We start from the raw sequence: 15,754 nt of genomic DNA on the forward strand, positions 1-15,754 counted from the left end.
AGGCAGCAGGACCCATCCGGTGCTGAGCACCTGGGGCCCCCGGACTATGCGGGTCCCATGCTCTCCGATGTCGTTCCCGCCGCGGCGCTGAGCCTCGGTGCGGCCGACGCCCTCGATGCGCCGATGTCCGATCGTGCACGAACGCTCGGACTCGACCGGGAGTCCCGGGCGACGATCGTTGTGCTCATCGACGGTCTCGGGGAGCAGCAGCTGCGCCGCTACAGCGGATACACTCCCTTCTTCCGGTCGCAGGCCGGAACACGCCGTACCCTGTCCGCCGGATTCCCGTCGACGACGGCGAACTCTCTGTCGTCGTTGGCCACGGGCCGCCTGCCCGGCGCCCACGGCGTGGTCGGCTACCGCGTCCTCGACCCGGAGAAGGACGCGGTGTTCAACCAGCTGACGTGGAACCTCGACGTCGACCCCGTCGCCTGGGTCCCCGATGCGACGCTCTTCGAACGCCTCACCGATGCCGGAATCGATGTGGTCAGCCTCGGAGAGAAGAAGTTCGCCGGACGCGGCCTCAACCGGGCCTCGCTGCGCGGAGGCAGATTCCGGGACTCGAAGAGCCTGGAGGAGCGCTGTGCCCAGGCTCTCGCCGAGGCGAGGGCTCCGGGTCGCCGCCTCGTCTACCTCTATTGGGGCAATCTCGACAAGACCGGTCATGTGCACGGTGCGGACTCCGCCGCTTGGACAGAAGAACTCGAACGCGTCGATCTCGCCCTGTCCCGACTCGCCTCCGACCTGCCGCACGACGCGACCATGCTCATCACCGCCGACCACGGCATGGTCGACGTCGACCACGAACGTCGTTTCGACCTCGCTGAACTCCCTGAGCTCAAGGCCGGCCTGCGCCACGTCGGCGGAGAGCCGCGCGCACTGCATCTCTACGCTGCTGAGGGCGCGGAGGCGGACGTGCTCTCGGTCTGGCAGGAGACGCTCGACGACCGCGGGCTCATCCTGCCGAAGGCCTCGGCGATCGACCGCGGCTATTTCGGTCCAGTCGCCCCGCACGTCTATCCGCGGATCGGGGATTTCCTCGTCATCTGCACCGATGGCTTCGCCGTGGTCGATTCGGAAGTGGAATCCGCCTCGGCGCTGGCCCTCATCGGTCACCATGGTTCCACCACGGAGCAGGAGCTGGAGATCCCGCTGCTCGTCGTGTGAGCGGTGCCGACTGCAGCCGAGATGACTCACCACCGACCTTCTGGGAGCACCCGTTGACGACGATCCGCTGGACCGAGGACGGCATCGGCCGCACAGCCCACTGGCATTCTGAGAACGGGGCGCCGCCTCCCGCGACTGTGCAGATCATCGGAGACGAGACAACCGCCGACGAAGCCTGCCGATTGACACGCGCCGGAGTGGGACTGCTGTGGCGCGGAGACTTCCACAACGGCCGTCAACTCGTCCAGGCGATGAGCCGTCGGCTCAGAGGCGACCGAGGCGGAAACCGTGGAGGCACAGGGGGTCGACGTTCCGGCGGCCGTCGCGGCGGCCGGGGTCGATCCCGCGACAGACGGGGCAGAGACCGATTCGTGGGACCCGGGGACAGCGATGGCCCTGCTCTAGATCCCGCGCTGTCATTCTTCGCGGAACGTGACGCCATCGAGCAGCGGGCCCGGCTGCTCGGCAGAGTCGTCGTCGAGCTCGGCCCGGACTTCGACCTCGCCCTGCGCCGTTCCCCCGACGTCGCCGCCGCCTGCCGCGCCGCCTACGGCCCGGCCGACGGACCGGTCTGCGTGTCGCTCACCGAACTCGGCGGAGTGCTCAGCGCTTATGAATGGCAGCTGCGAGGAGTCGAGATCCCGGCTCTGGGCGATTTCGTCCATCCGCGCTACGGCGTCTTCTCGCCTGTGCGGGGAGAGTACCTCGATCTCGTCGCGCAGACGCCCCTGCCGTGGGGAAGGAACGTCGGTCCGGTTTCGACCGACACGGATTCCGCGCAGACGACCGGCACCGCATTCGACCTCGGAACGGGGACCGGAGTCCTCGCTGCGATCCTGCTGCGGCGCGGCGCTGCGACAGTGGTGGCCACCGACATCAACCCGCGCGCCGTCGCCTGCGCCAGTGAGAACCTCGACCGTCTCTGTCCTGGTGCCGATGTGAGCGTGATCGAGACTGACCTGTTTCCGCCCGGTCGTGCCGACCTCATCGTGTGCAATCCGCCGTGGCTGCCGGCCCAGCCGACCTCGGCACTCGAGATCGGCATCTACGATCCGGACTCCGCTGTCCTCCATCGCTTCGTCGAGAGGCTGACCGACCACCTCACACCGGCTGGGGAGGGATGGCTGATCATCTCCGACCTCGCCGAACGATTGGGCCTCAGGCCCTCAGGTGAGCTCCGCGCACGCATCGAGGCGGCAGGACTGCGCGTGCTCGAACGCATCGACACGGTGCCCCGCCATCCCCGCGCCGCTGATACCGCCGACGCGCTCCACGCTGCCCGCAGCGCCGAAGTGACCTCACTGTGGAGACTGGGACTGAGATGAGCTGCCGACCGCTCGGCCGATCCACGATTTGACCGCAGTCGATCCGCGACCGGCGCGGAAGATAGGATGGAACACGTGACTTTTCCTCGAATCGGTGTCATTGGCGGCGGACAACTGGCACGCATGCTCGCCCCCGCCGCAGAAGCCCTCGGCGTCCGTTTCTCCGTTCTTGCGGAGACCGCCGACGCCCCCGCCACACAGGTCATCAACGAGGTGACCGTCGGTGACTATACGGACTATCCGACGCTCAAGGCCTTCGCCGAGACCGTCGACGTCATCACCTTCGACCACGAACACGTCCCACCGGAGCATCTGCAGGCCCTCGTCGAGGCCGGACACGCAGTGCGCCCCGGGCCCGATGCCCTCATCTTCGCCCAGGACAAGATCCGGATGCGCACGAAGATGGACGAGCTCGGTCTGCCCAACCCCGGATGGGCGGAGATCACCTCGGCCGCCGATGTCGAAGCGTTCGCCGCTCGTGTCGGATACCCCTTCATCCTCAAGACGCCCCGCGGAGGCTATGACGGCAAGGGTGTGCGCGTCATCGACAGCCTCGACGAGGCCGTCGAGTGGCTGAACGAGGTTCCCCAGCTGCTCGCCGAGGAGAAGGTCGACTTCACCCGGGAGCTCGCCGTCATGGTCGGGAGGTCCCCGATGGGGCAGACCGCAGTGTGGCCGGTCGTCGAGACCTGGCAGCAGAACGGTGTGTGCAAGGAGGCCATCGCCCCGGCTCCCGATCTGCGTGATGAGAAGGCGCGGGCCATCACCGAAGCGATCCTCACTGTCGCCGGCACCCTCGAGGTCACCGGCGTCATGGCGATGGAGATGTTCGAGACTGCCGAGGGGTTCCTCATCAACGAATTCGCAATGCGCCCGCACAATACCGGGCACTGGACCCAGGACGGAGCGGTGACGAGCCAATTCGAACAGCACCTCCGCGCGGTCCTCGACCTTCCCCTCGGCAGCCCCGCGGCACGGGAGGACGTGTCCGTGATGGTCAACATCCTCGGCGCTGATCATGAGGACCTCTATCAGCCGTACCTGCACGTCATGGCTCACGACCCGGCGGTCAAGGTTCACCTCTACGGCAAGGGGGTGCGCCCGGGTCGGAAGGTCGGCCACGTGAACGCCTACGGCGAGGATCGGCAGCTCGTGCTCGCTCGAGCGCGGCATGCCGCCGATTTCATCGCCGGCGTCGACGTCGATCCGCATCCTCAGATGCCCGCTCCGGAGAATCTCCGGGCCGAGAGCGAACCCGGCGCACGCTGAGTCCCGGCGCCGACTGCACCCCGGACCCACCCGGCACCGATACGCGGATATCAACCGCCTGCAACGAAGGAAGCACAGATGACCACAGCGAATGAAGACTCCACTGACACGGCGGCTCCGGTCGGCATCGTCATGGGCTCGGACTCGGACTGGCCGACGATGAAAGCAGCCGCCGACGCCCTCGACGAACTCGGCATCGAATCGAGCGCCGAGGTGGTCTCCGCCCACCGCATGCCCGAGGACATGGTCGACTGGGCGAAGTCCGCGGCCGCGCGAGGCGTCCGGGTGATCATCGCCGGAGCCGGGGGAGCGGCCCATCTGCCCGGAATGATCGCGTCGATGACCTCGCTTCCGGTCATCGGAGTCCCCGTGCCCCTGAAGTACCTCGACGGAATGGACTCGCTGCTGTCCATCGTGCAGATGCCCGGAGGAGTTCCCGTGGCCACCGTTTCGATCGGCGGCGCCAAGAACGCCGGCCTGCTGGCGGCGCGCATCCTCGGGGCCGGTCAGGGCGCCGAAGCTGAGGCTGTGCGCACGCGTCTCGACGACTATCGGAGCCAGCTGCGGCAGGTCGCTCTCGACAAAGGCCGGGCGCTGCAGGAATAATAGGGCTTGCTGAACGTTTGATAAGTCTGAGGAGAATGATGTTCGACCTGTACCAGCCCAGCGAAGAGCACGAAGAGATTCGCGCCGCGGTCCGCAATGTCGTCGAGAAGAAGATCGCGCCGTTCGCGGCCGAGGTCGATGCGGACTCCCGCTACCCGCAGGAGGCGCACGACGCCCTCGTCGAGACGGATTTCTTCGCCGCGCACATCCCCGAAGAGTACGGGGGCATGGGCGCTGATGCGCTGGCCGTGGCGATCATCATCGAAGAGGTCGCACGCGGCTGCGTCTCGTCCTCGCTCATTCCGGCTGTGAACAAGCTCGGCAGCATGCCCGTCCAGCTCGGAGGCAGCGAAGAGATCAAGAAGAAGTACTTCCCGTCCGTGGCCGCCGGAGAAGCAGGATTCTCCTACGGACTGTCCGAGCGCGAAGCCGGATCCGACACCGCATCGATGAAGACCCGCGCCGAACGCGACGGCGACGACTGGATCCTCAATGGTGTCAAGACCTGGATCACCAACGCCGGAGAATCCGAGTACTACACGGTCATGGCCGTGACCGACCCCGACGGAGCCCGCGGACGCAACATCTCCGCCTTCGTCGTCGAGAAGTCCGATGAGGGCTTCACCTTCGGTGAGAAGGAGCGCAAGCTCGGCATCAAGGGCTCGCCCACCCGCGAGCTCCTCTTCGACAATGTCCGCCTGCCCGGCGACCGCATCGTCGGTGAGCCCGGGGAAGGCCTGAAGATCGCCCTGCGCACCCTCGACCACACTCGAGTCACGATCGCCGCGCAGGCCGTCGGCGTCGCCCAGGGCGCGCTCGATTACGCCCTGGCCTACGTCAAGGATCGGCAGCAGTTCGGCAAGTCGATCGCCGATAATCAGGCGATCCAGTTCATGCTCGCCGATATGGGCATGAAGCTCGAGGCGGCACGCCAGCTGACCTACACCGCTGCTGCCAAGAGCGAACGCGGCGATGAGGACCTCACGTACTTCGGCGCCGCGGCGAAGGCCTTCGCCTCCGACGCCGCAATGGAGATCACCACTGACGCCGTGCAGCTGCTCGGCGGTGCCGGCTACGTCGTGGACCACCCGGTCGAGCGGATGATGCGCGATGCGAAGATCACGCAGATCTACGAAGGCACCAATCAGATCCAGCGGATGGTGATGGGACGCAAACTCCTCGCCTGAACCGGGTTCGAGGTCTGAGCTGCCGGCCGCACATGGTCAAGGCCGCTCGGCGTCGGCCGGTCCGTGTCGAACGGGCGCTGCGGATTCCCCGGACGGGGAGCCTGCAGCGCCCGTTCTCCTGTCTGTGAAGAATCGCACACGCGACGAATCCGACATGCGCGGCGCGGATGTGCGGGAATCGATGGTTCTCACGCGACACAATAGGTGAACACAGTGGACTCTGAAGTGTCTTTGGCACAGTTGTCTGCTGTGGACATCCGCTGGGGCGATGCGACCAGTGCGAGGCCACCCGCGGACGTCGATGTCGGAAGCCGTCCGTGAGCAGAGCCCGAAGCGAAGGGAAGTCAGTGGCCGAAACGAGATATGTGGACCCGATCCGCCACCCGTCGTATGCTTCGCAGCCGACGCGTGATGTGCGGGCGTGGCTTCTGCTGCTCGTCACGGCTCTCGTGCCCGGGGGAGTGCAGCTGCTCTTCGGCCACCGCCGCTGGGCGAAGATCTCTCTGTCGATCACCGCCATCAGCTGGATCCTTGCTCTGATCGCCGGTGTGATCGTCCTCATCAGCCGGACGTTCCTCTTCACCATCGGCACGAACCCCTTCATCCTCACCTTTCTGACCATCTGGGTGCCCGTCATCGCGATCAACTGGGCGGTGTGCCTGTTCGACACCCTGCGGCGCATCCGGATCGTCACGATCTCCCGAAGGGCCCGCAAACGCTTCGTGGCGGCCTTCTGTGCCCTCCTGCTCATCGTCGTGGGCCCCTTGGCTTGGGGGACGACGATTCTCAACTCGCAGCGCGGACTGATGAGCGACCTGTTCGCCTCGGGCAAGGCACTCAAACCCGTCGACGGCCGATACAACATCCTGCTGCTGGGTTCGGACGCCGGAAAAGGGCGGACAGGAATCCGACCGGACTCGCTGTCGCTGGTCTCGATCGATGCGAAGACCGGCAAAACCGTCATCATCGGCCTGCCTCGCAATATGGAGAACGTGCCGTTCCCGGACGACTCGCCGTTGCACAAGCACTACCCGCAGGGATACAACTGCGGGGACGAATGTCTGCTCAATGCCGTCTTCCAGCAGGGCGAACAGCACAAGGATGAGTTCGAGGACCCGAAGACTGCCGGCGAGCAGGCGACGATGGACGCCGTTTCGGGCGCCACCGGACTCGAGGTCCAGTACTACGCGATGATCAATCTCAAGGGATTCGAAAACCTCATCGACTCCCTCGGCGGAATCACCCTCGTCTCCGGCAAGCGAGTGCCGATCTCGTCGAAGGTCGATCCGACCACTGGCGAGCATGGGCCGGTCAAGGGATGGATCGAACCGGGCAAACAGAAGCTCGACGGCTTCCATGCGCTGTGGTTCGCCCGCTCCCGAGAGTTCTCCAGCGACTACGAGCGGATGGTCCGCCAGCGCTGCGTGCAGACGGCGATGGTCAAACAGCTCGACCCGGCCACCGTGCTCACCCGCTACCAGTCGATTGCGAAAGCCACTCCGGGGGCCGTGTCGACTGATATCCCCTCGTCTCAGGTGGACTCGTTCGTCGACCTCGCGCTCAAGGTGAAGTCGCAGAAGATCGAATCCGTCGACCTCACCCCGCCGCGTATCACTCCGTCACAGCCCGACTTCGATGTGGCACATCAGCTGGTAGCCGATAAGATCGAGGAGTCGTCGAAGTCCTCCGAAGAGGACAAAGGCGCGTTCTCGGTTCCCGGAAGCGACCTGTCAGCCGCTGCCGGAGTCGATGCGGGACTCGATCCGAACTCCGGTTCAGGGCCGCAGCTGCTGGCACAGGGTGCCGGCGACACCTCAGCTGACAACGGCGAAGAAGCCGACGCAAAGGCGATCTGCTACGTGCCGTGAGGCGCTGCTGTGAGGTCGGTCGTGATGAGACCAATGACCGAATCGGTCGATCCCATGACGATTCCGGGAAAATCTTTTGCTCGGTGTGTCCCTTGTCAATACTGGGAACCACACTCGTGTAATTAGAATATTCTGCTCTGTGGCTAGTCTGACACGCCGAAAATGTGTAACAATTTTGAGATGTTGGGGTTGCCCACCGTTCTGCCAACGGTGAAGGGGACCTCGAGGCCTGAACTTCCCTGTCTTCCTCGAAAAGGCTGTAACGATGAAATATCTATTGCCCACTGTTGCGGGCTGCGCTTCTATTGCGCTGGTCGGCACCTTAGCGGTCACGGCACCGTCGGCTTCCGCAGCCACGACGACGCCTGATGTGTCCAAAGAGGCGCTGAACGTCAGCAAAGAGGGACTCAACGTCCCCGGTGCCCGCGATTCCAGTGATTCCACCGCCACTGCCGCCAACCAGAGCGCCACGAGCAATCTGCCGAATATCTTCAAGTCGCAGACTGCACTGGCCTCGGCCAAGGTGCCCGATATCGTCAACGCTTCGGCGTCGGCATCTGCGGCTTCGGTCAACAACGTCTCCGCCGGACTGACCTCCGGGGGCGACGACGCCGCGCCGTCCGAGGGATCGGCGCCGTCCGAGACCGAGCAGGCTCCTGCCGAGGGCGCAGAGACCGAGACCCCGAAGTCCGAGGACGAGGACGCGAAGGATTCGTCCGACGAGTCGAAGGCCGAGGGCGAAGACGACATCTCCGGTTCGGTCCGTCAGAAGACCGAAGACGGAGTGAACATCGCGCTCATCTCCGATGTCCTCGACGTTCCCGCGAACAACCCGAGCCTTGTCGGCTTCACCTTCTCCGAGTCGAAGTCCAATATCCGCATCCAGGTCCGCACCAAGCAGGGTTCGGAATGGGGCAATTGGGACACCCTGGACGAAGAGCAGCAGGAAGAAGCCCAGAACAAGGGTTCGGAGCCGATGACGGTGTCGAACGCTTCCGCTGTGCAGATGCGCATCCTCGGTGACTCCGCGCCGAGCGAGGCCGAACTCGTCCTCGTCGATCCGAAGCGGGACGCCGGCGACGCTCAGGCCGTCGCCGAGAACGATCCCGTCGAGCTCGACGATCAGGTCAGCGGCGACTCTGCCGGTGCTGAAACCGCGCCGGAGCAGTCGACCGAGGACTCGACCGACGCCGAGGCGGCATCCGCAGAGAACGTCGATGCGGCCGCCGGCGCTACGGTGACCAACCAGAACTACGTACCCGGATCGTCGACGGTGGACACCGTGGCGAAGAAGGTGTCGAAGCCGAAGATCGGCTCGCGCAGCTCGTGGGGTGCCAAGGCCTACCGCGGCAGCCCCGATTACGCCAGCGGCATCAAGCAGGCCGTCGTTCACCACACCTCCGGTTCGAACAGCTACTCGGCTGCCGATGTTCCCGGAATCATCCGCGGTATCCAGGCCTACCACCAGCAGGGCCGCGGCTGGAACGACATCGGATACAACGTCGTCGCAGACAAGTACGGCCGCCTCTGGCAGGCTCGCGGCGGTGACGTCTCGAAGGCCGTCATCGGCGCTCACGTCGCCGGACACAACACCGGAACCTTCGGCATCTCCGTGCTGGGTACCTACAACAGCGCGGCCCCGCCGAAGAAGACACGCGATGCCGTCGCCTCGGCGATCGCCTGGAAGTTCTCGATCAACGGAATCTCCAAAGCGACGAAGTCGAACCTGGTCGGCCACCGCGATCTGGGGCAGACCGACTGCCCGGGTGACGCCTTCTACGCCAAGCTGGGTGAGATGCGTTCGACGGTCAATTCGATCCTGAAGACCGGCGAACAGCCCAGCGACAGCAAGGACGACGACAAGTCCAAGGACGACGACAAGAAGACCGAGAAGCCGAAGGCGAAGACCTCGATCGAGAAGTACGCCGAGAAGAACAAGCTCGGCAAGGCTCTCGGCAAGGAATACGACGTCAAGGGCGTTTCTGGCGCCAAGGCACAGAAGTTCGAGAAGGGCACTGTCTACTGGTCCAAGAAGACCGGTGCCTACCACCTGTCCGGAGCGATCGCTTCGGCGTACAAGGGCAATGCAGTCACCGACTTGGGGCTGCCCACCTCTGCGGAGAAGGGCGGCCTCAAGGGCGGGGGCGTCGCACAGCGCTTCGAAAAGGGCTCGTTCTACTGGTCGAAGAACACCGGCGCCCACTACACCTCCGGCACCATCATGAAGTACTGGGGTGACAAGGGGACCGTCAAGGGTCACCTCGGTTACCCCAAGTCGGACGTGGTCTACAAGAAGGGCCGCGGTGAGCAGCTCTTCGAAGGCGCACGTCTGGTCTGGGCCGAAGGCTACGGAACCACCGAGTTCTCTCCCAAGGGTTCGATCGCCGGCGGAGTCAGCGACGACAATGCTCCGGGCGGCACGACGCCGCCGGGAGACGATTCCACCGATGACAAGTCGCCTGCAGACTCCGGGGAAGGTTCTGCAGACGACAAGGACTCGAAGGACGATAAGTCCAAGGATGATTCCAAGAAGGACGACAAGTCCAAGGACGATAAGAAGAAGGACGACGACAAGAAGAAGGACGACGACAAGAAGAAGGACAAGCCGTCCAAGGCCGAGAAGATCGCGGCCCAGCGTGCGTCCATCATCAAGGATGCGAAGGCCAACCTCGGCGTCAAGTACGTCTGGGGCGGGACCTCGCCGAAGTCCGGTTGGGACTGCTCGGGCTACACCCAGTACGTCTATGGCAAGAACGGCATCAAGCTGCCGCGCACAACCAGTCAGCAGCGTTACGCCGGCAAGGAGATCTCGCTCAAGGACGCCAAGGCCGGCGACCTGATCTGGATCCCCGGTCATATCGGAATCATCTCCGAGACCAAGGGCCAGATGTACGATGCCGGCTCGACGCGGACGAACACCACGAAGCGCAGTTACAGCTGGATGCTGAACCGTGGAGCCAAGGTCATCCGCGTAGTCGGCTGACACCAGGCATCGAGGACAGGGCGTACAGCGCCTGCCGGCCAGTGCCCCGAGGACGAACCCATTGTGGATCTCCCTCGGGGCACTGTCTGGTTTCCCGGACGATTCCGGTTGCGGCAGTGACCGGTCGATATGTATCTGCGCAGGTGACAAGCGGTGAATAGATTGTGACTTCGGCTGAACAGTCAGTGAAGTGCCGACCCCGGCCACGACAGCGGGGCTAGGCTGGACTGAGCACAACCGGAAATCACCGGATGTGAATCCAAATCGATCCTGTCAAAAGGGGGCCCGCAGTGCATCGTCTGCACAATACGGTCAAGAAGTTCGAATGGGGCAGCACCGACGCGATTCCCGCGATCCTCGGCACAGTCCCGGACGGCACCCCCTGCGCGGAACTCTGGCTCGGAGCCCACCCGGTCAGCCCCTCTCGACTCGACGTCGGGCACACGCCGTCCCAGGCTCCGCTGGAACGGCAGAACCGCCTCGGCGGGCAGCAGCCGACGGGCGGCGTGGCGACGGAGGCCGAGCCTCGGCTCGGACCCAACCTCATCGAGTACCTGGCGGGGGACCCTGAAGGTCTGCTCGGCCACGACTCCCTCGAGTCCTTCGGAGCGCGACTGCCGTTCCTGCTCAAGGTGCTCTCGGCGAGCAAGGCCCTGTCGATCCAGGTGCACCCGAATCGCGAACAGGCCCGGGCCGGATTCGCCGCCGAGGAAGCGGCCGGACCGGCGCTGGACGCTCCCGACCGGAACTTCAAGGACGCCTCGGCGAAACCGGAGCTCATCTACGCGCTCACCGACTTCCACGCGCTCACGGGGTTCCGCCCGCGCAAGGCCGTGCGAGCCACGTTCGAACGGATGCTCTCCCAGCCGCTGACTCCGCCGTCCTTGGACGTGCTCGGAGCGATCATCGCAGCGCTGAAGTCTTTCAGCGAATCCAAGGCGCTGTCACGCGCCGTTGAAATCATCCTCAGCGATCCGCGGACGCCCGGGCTCGTCGACGAGGTCGCCGCCCATGGGATCGACGAACTGCCGGTCGGACACATCAGCCGGTCAGGCAGCGCGGTCGACCCGGCGCAGACATTCTGCGAGCTGGTCACCGACTATCCCCATGACCCCGGCGCGCTGGTCGGACTCATGCTCAACCGAGTTCACCTGCAGCCGGGAGAAGCGCTGACCATGGACGCCGGAGTGCTGCATGCCTACCTCTTCGGCACAGGCATAGAGATCATGGCCTCGAGCGACAACGTCGTGCGCGGCGGGCTGACCTCGAAGCACGTCGACATCGAACAGCTGTCGAAGATCACGGACTTCCACGCCGGTGCACCCCGGATGGTCGAACCCGATCACTCGGGAATGCTGCTGGGACCCACCGATGACTTCGCTCTGCAGGCACTGCGGTGCCCGCGCACGACGACGGTGGAACGGCGCGGTGCGGCGATTGTGCTGTGCACTGCGGGAACTGTCACACTCAGCTCGCTCGGCTCGACGCTCACCCTCGAACGTGGGCAGAGCGCCTTCATCGCGGCCAACGAACCGACGGTGACGGCCGATGGCCACGGCGATGTGTTCGTAGCGACCACCGGACTGAATTCCGGAGCTGCCGGCCGCTGAGCGCGCGCTGTCCGCCACCACCGGCGGCTGAGCTCGTCTGCTCAACTCGCCCCAGCGAATGCTTACTCACCCCTGCGAACCGGTGTGCAGGGCCCCTGCGGAATTGTTGGGTCGATCCGCGGTGATTTCTTCAACGTAACCACCGTGGATCGACCCAACAATCTGCGTTTCCGACGGTGTCGAGCAACGTCCGACGGTCCTGACGGACGAATCCGGTGTTCGGCGGCGGTCGACGCCAGCGCGTGGGTGGTCAAGACTGCGGTGCGCTGGCAGCAGAACACAGAACAGTGGTCACGTTCGGATGCTTCTGAGCGATCAGAGAGAGCATCCGAACGTGACCACTGTTCGATCACCAAGTGTCCTCGTTCGGACACTGCACGCGTGAGGCCCGGGCCGGTCACCTGGAACTTAGGCGGCGACCTCGATGGTGGGGACGTCCTCGGGGACGTTCACCTCGGCGCCTGTCTTCTCCTTGACTTCGTCGACGGTCACGCCCGGGGCGAGTTCGACGAGGGTGAACGTGTCACCGCTGACGTCGAGTACGGCGATATCCGTGATGATGCGCTCGACGACGCCCTTTCCTGTCAGCGGCAGCTCGCACGACTTCAACAGCTTGTGCGAACCGTCCTTGGCGACGTGGTCCATGATGACGATGACGCGCTGGGCACCGTGCACGAGGTCCATCGCGCCGCCCATGCCCTTGACCATCTTGCCCGGGATCATCCAGTTCGCGATGTCTCCGTTCGTGGCTACCTGCATGGCGCCGAGGATCGCGGCGTTGATCTTGCCGCCGCGGATCATCCCGAAGCTCGCCGCAGAGTCGAAGTACGCGGCGCCCGGGTTCATCGTGACGATCTCTTTGCCCGCGTTGATGAGGTCGGGGTCGATCTCATCCTCGGTCGGGTACGGGCCGACGCCGAGCAGGCCGTTCTCCGACTGGAGCACGAGGTGGACACCCTCGGGCAGAAAATTGGGCACCAGGGTCGGCATGCCGATGCCGAGGTTGACGTAGCTGCCGTCTTCGAGTTCCTGGGCGGCACGGGCCGCCATCTGATTGCGTGTCAATGACATTTCTGTGTCTCCTCAGGCTTCTCGTACGGTGCGCTTCTCGATGGGCTTGTCCGCCACCTGTTCGGGCGTCAGCGGCACCACGCGGTGGACGAAGACGCCAGGCACGTGGACCATGTCCGGATCGATCTCGCCGGGTTCGACGAGCTTTTCGACCTCGGCGATGGTGATGCGAGCCGACTGTGCGGCCGGGGGATTGAAGTTCCGCGCCGAGGAGTGGAAGACGAGGTTGCCGTGCCGGTCACCGATCGCGGCACGCACAAGTGCGTAGTCGGGAGCCAGGGACTTCTCGAGGACGTATTCCTTCTCTTCTCCGAAGGTGTCGAAGACCTTCGTCTCCTTGGCCGGAGATTCCTTGACGACGTTGCCGTCCGCGTCGTACTTCCAGGGCATGCCGCCCTCGGCGACCTGCGTCCGGGCGCCGGTGATGGTGTAGAAACCAGGGATGCCGGCTCCTCCTGCACGCAGCTTCTCCGCCAGGGTGCCCTGCGGGGTGAGTTCGACCTCGAGTTCACCGGAGAGGTACTGACGGGCGAATTCCTTGTTCTCGCCGACATACGAGGCGATGATGCGGCGGAGTCGTCCGTCGGCGAGCAGAATGCCCAGTCCGCGGCCGTCGACGCCGGCGTTGTTGGAGATCACCTCGAGGTCTTTGGCTCCCTGGTCCTGGAGGGCCCGAATGAGGAATTCGGGCACGCCCACGACACCGAAGCCGCCCACGGCGATCGATGATCCATCTGCAATGTCGGCCACCGCTGCTGCGGGGGTATCAACTACTTTGTCCATGTGCCCAGTGTGCCATGGACCACTCCCAGCCCGGCGGCCAGGTCCGTGATGCGAGCATCGTCGACTCTGCTGGTGAGCAGGACCTCACCACCGCCGAGGAGGTGCTGCAGAAAGCGCGGCCACTCGCTCGGCAGCGGGGTCGAGTTCGAGGCGAGCAGTCCCTGCGGGCGGGCAGCGTCGGTCGATTCGGAACTCGTCCAGTCGATGATCTGACCGTCCACTTCGAGGATTCCCGAAGCGTCGAGGCGACGCGCTGTGACATCGGGGTAGGCGCGGATGGCGGAATTGACGTCGATGAAGTCGGTATCGACCGGGGTGCTCAGCGCCAGGGCCGGGGGATTGAAGACGAAGACCTCGTCGGCGTCGGCCACCTGGTCATCATCCTCGTGGCCGAAGGGGACGAAGGCCATGAAGTCCTCGTCCGGTGCCTCGTGCGCGATGACGACGCGGCCCCCTGCCAGCAGGACACTGAGGACAGCGACGAGTTCGCGCCAGTGCAGCCCCTCCGGCAGAGGAGCGAAGAGAGTGAAGTCCGGTCCGAGGTCGTAGTCGCCGAAGAGGCCGACTCCCTTATTCACCCAGTTCGAGACGACCGGGCCGGTGAGGTCGAGTCGATCGAAATCGGGCCCGCGCCAGATGAGGACGGGCCCGCCGGTGCGCGCGATGACTGAGAGATCCATATCCGCTTCCATGATTGTGTTCCGAATGCAGTCTGTCGGGAGGGTCAGTGAACGATGAGGCCGATGTCGATCGTCACCCCGCGGGGGAAGGCCCCGAGCTCACCATCGACCCAGTGATAGCGCGTGGAGGCGCTGAGATCCTCGGCGAAGAGGGCTGTATGGAGGCGTTCGACGAGAGATCCGAGCCCGACCATCGCCTCGAGCAGGGGCGGGCCGCCCGATTGGGCGGTCGCCGGTGAGTCAGAGGGGCTGAGCGAGATCCGCGATCCCGACCCCTCGATCCGCATCCGCCAGGCTGCATGGCCGGGAGTCCGCGACTGCCCGGCGCGGACGACGCGGATCGCTCGAGACACCCTTTCGAGGATGTCGTCGCTGTTGTCGCCGGCAGGGGCGCTGCCGGGCAGGTCGGTGACTCCCAGGCCGCGCTGAATGGCTTCGACATGGCCGTGTCGGAACCAGTCCTCGCCGAGGTCGCGGGAGAGTGCACGGGCGCCTTCGCGGCCGTTGTCGAGGTATCCGCCGGCTCCGCGGACCAACGCCATGGGCAGTCCGCGGGAGGAGCCCTTGACCAAGTCGGCGGCCGCTGCGATCTCATCGGCGATCGCGCGTACCGTCACGGTCTGGACGCGCCCGTCGTCGTCGGGGCGACCGCGCTGGTCGTCGAGACCGGAGAAGCCGGACAGGCCGATGGCAATATCGCCGACCCCGACCCGCCACGGCCGTGAACTCGTATCCGAGATGACCAGACCGATACGCACCTCGAAGGCCTGCTCGACCCGTCGGCGCAGGCCGTCGGCGGACCGGTCGCTGTCGAGTGGATGGAGGATGACGGCACCGCCGGAGTTCGACTGGTCGAGTCCCGCTGCGGCCTGAACGGTGCCCGCCGGGGTGCGCACGATCTGCACGGTGGTGCCGGAGCGATAGGAGCGTTCAGCGACCAAGTGGGTGCCGGTCTCCGCGACGAGTTCTTCGAACTCGGCACGATCTGAGACCGTACGCAGGCGTCCCTCGGCCTTGGAGACGACTTTCGAGGCGACGACGAGGATATCGCCGTCCTTGAGGTCGATGCGGTTGCGCCGGAGGGCGTTGATGAGGATCGCGGAGAGGTCGGAGCCCGACGCGATCTCTTCCTCGACGGGAGGCGCGTAGACGGTGAGCAGACGGTCATTCATGCCAGGCCACCGGTGATTCCACTCTCATCTCTC

12 protein-coding genes are annotated in these 15,754 nt (G+C 65.1%); 8 read left to right on the forward strand and 4 right to left on the reverse strand.

The features are described from left to right. Nucleotides 1–57 precede the first annotated feature (57 nt). The 8 genes from KTJ89_RS00825 to manA all read left to right on the forward strand — a co-directional run bounded on the left by KTJ89_RS00825 (nucleotide 58) and on the right by manA (nucleotide 12,015). A complete protein-coding gene (locus tag KTJ89_RS00825; RefSeq protein ID WP_229663886.1) occupies nucleotides 58–1,167 on the forward strand; it encodes an alkaline phosphatase family protein in 1,110 nt (369 codons plus the stop codon). Between the two features lie 53 nt (nucleotides 1,168–1,220). Further along, complete coding sequence (locus tag KTJ89_RS00830; protein ID WP_259356615.1) at nucleotides 1,221–2,492, forward strand: methyltransferase; 1,272 nt, start codon at nucleotides 1,221–1,223, stop codon at nucleotides 2,490–2,492. Nucleotides 2,493–2,558: 66 nt separating this feature from the next. Next, a complete protein-coding gene (locus KTJ89_RS00835; protein WP_259356616.1) occupies nucleotides 2,559–3,761 on the forward strand; it encodes a 5-(carboxyamino)imidazole ribonucleotide synthase in 1,203 nt (400 codons plus the stop codon). Between the two features lie 78 nt (nucleotides 3,762–3,839). Beyond that, complete coding sequence (purE, locus tag KTJ89_RS00840) at nucleotides 3,840–4,367, forward strand: 5-(carboxyamino)imidazole ribonucleotide mutase (protein WP_139470269.1); 528 nt, start codon at nucleotides 3,840–3,842, stop codon at nucleotides 4,365–4,367. A 38-nt stretch (nucleotides 4,368–4,405) separates the two neighbouring features. Further along, on the forward strand, nucleotides 4,406–5,554 hold the full coding sequence (locus KTJ89_RS00845; protein ID WP_139470308.1) for an acyl-CoA dehydrogenase family protein: 1,149 nt from the start codon (nucleotides 4,406–4,408) through the stop codon (nucleotides 5,552–5,554). 347 nt (nucleotides 5,555–5,901) lie between these two features. Next, on the forward strand, nucleotides 5,902–7,422 hold the full coding sequence (locus KTJ89_RS00850; RefSeq protein WP_139907461.1) for an LCP family protein: 1,521 nt from the start codon (nucleotides 5,902–5,904) through the stop codon (nucleotides 7,420–7,422). Between the two features lie 265 nt (nucleotides 7,423–7,687). Continuing rightward, complete coding sequence (locus KTJ89_RS00855; protein ID WP_259356617.1) at nucleotides 7,688–10,405, forward strand: NlpC/P60 family protein; 2,718 nt, start codon at nucleotides 7,688–7,690, stop codon at nucleotides 10,403–10,405. A 290-nt stretch (nucleotides 10,406–10,695) separates the two neighbouring features. Further along, a complete protein-coding gene (manA, locus tag KTJ89_RS00860; protein ID WP_139907462.1) occupies nucleotides 10,696–12,015 on the forward strand; it encodes a mannose-6-phosphate isomerase, class I in 1,320 nt (439 codons plus the stop codon). Between the two features lie 408 nt (nucleotides 12,016–12,423). Here the strand turns inward: manA and KTJ89_RS00865 are convergent, their stop codons facing one another. The 4 genes from KTJ89_RS00865 to KTJ89_RS00880 are packed head-to-tail and all read right to left on the reverse strand — an operon-like array spanning nucleotide 12,424 to nucleotide 15,721. Continuing rightward, nucleotides 12,424–13,086 (reverse strand): 3-oxoacid CoA-transferase subunit B, encoded by a 663-nt coding sequence (locus tag KTJ89_RS00865; RefSeq protein ID WP_259356618.1) that lies wholly within the window; start codon nucleotides 13,084–13,086, stop codon nucleotides 12,424–12,426. A gap of 12 nt (nucleotides 13,087–13,098) precedes the next feature. Next, nucleotides 13,099–13,869 carry a CoA transferase subunit A gene (locus KTJ89_RS00870; protein ID WP_259356619.1) on the reverse strand — a complete coding sequence of 257 codons (771 nt, stop codon included), beginning with the start codon at nucleotides 13,867–13,869 and terminating at the stop codon, nucleotides 13,099–13,101. After that, the gene (locus KTJ89_RS00875) at nucleotides 13,857–14,549 is read right to left on the reverse strand and encodes a hypothetical protein (RefSeq protein WP_139907464.1); all 693 of its coding nucleotides are present in this window, start codon (nucleotides 14,547–14,549) and stop codon (nucleotides 13,857–13,859) included. The genes KTJ89_RS00870 and KTJ89_RS00875 overlap by 13 nt, the downstream gene beginning before the upstream one ends. 44 nt (nucleotides 14,550–14,593) lie before the next feature. Next, the gene (locus tag KTJ89_RS00880) at nucleotides 14,594–15,721 is read right to left on the reverse strand and encodes a coenzyme F420-0:L-glutamate ligase (protein ID WP_139907465.1); all 1,128 of its coding nucleotides are present in this window, start codon (nucleotides 15,719–15,721) and stop codon (nucleotides 14,594–14,596) included. Nucleotides 15,722–15,754: the final 33 nt, after the last annotated feature.

Origin of the sequence: Brevibacterium sediminis, assembly GCF_024895295.1 — a bacterium.
Lineage (GTDB): Bacteria > Actinomycetota > Actinomycetes > Actinomycetales > Brevibacteriaceae > Brevibacterium > Brevibacterium sediminis.

Coding starts and splice junctions, on each gene's coding strand:
- KTJ89_RS00825 (WP_229663886.1), top strand. CDS start 58: ATGCTCTCCGATGTCGTTCCCGCCGCGGCGCTGAGCCTCGGTGCGGCC.
- KTJ89_RS00870 (WP_259356619.1), bottom strand. CDS start 13,869: ATGGACAAAGTAGTTGATACCCCCGCAGCAGCGGTGGCCGACATTGCA.
- KTJ89_RS00865 (WP_259356618.1), bottom strand. CDS start 13,086: ATGTCATTGACACGCAATCAGATGGCGGCCCGTGCCGCCCAGGAACTC.
- KTJ89_RS00880 (WP_139907465.1), bottom strand. CDS start 15,721: ATGAATGACCGTCTGCTCACCGTCTACGCGCCTCCCGTCGAGGAAGAG.
- purE (WP_139470269.1), top strand. CDS start 3,840: ATGACCACAGCGAATGAAGACTCCACTGACACGGCGGCTCCGGTCGGC.
- KTJ89_RS00875 (WP_139907464.1), bottom strand. CDS start 14,549: ATGGATCTCTCAGTCATCGCGCGCACCGGCGGGCCCGTCCTCATCTGG.
- KTJ89_RS00855 (WP_259356617.1), top strand. CDS start 7,688: ATGAAATATCTATTGCCCACTGTTGCGGGCTGCGCTTCTATTGCGCTG.
- KTJ89_RS00845 (WP_139470308.1), top strand. CDS start 4,406: ATGTTCGACCTGTACCAGCCCAGCGAAGAGCACGAAGAGATTCGCGCC.
- KTJ89_RS00835 (WP_259356616.1), top strand. CDS start 2,559: ATGGAACACGTGACTTTTCCTCGAATCGGTGTCATTGGCGGCGGACAA.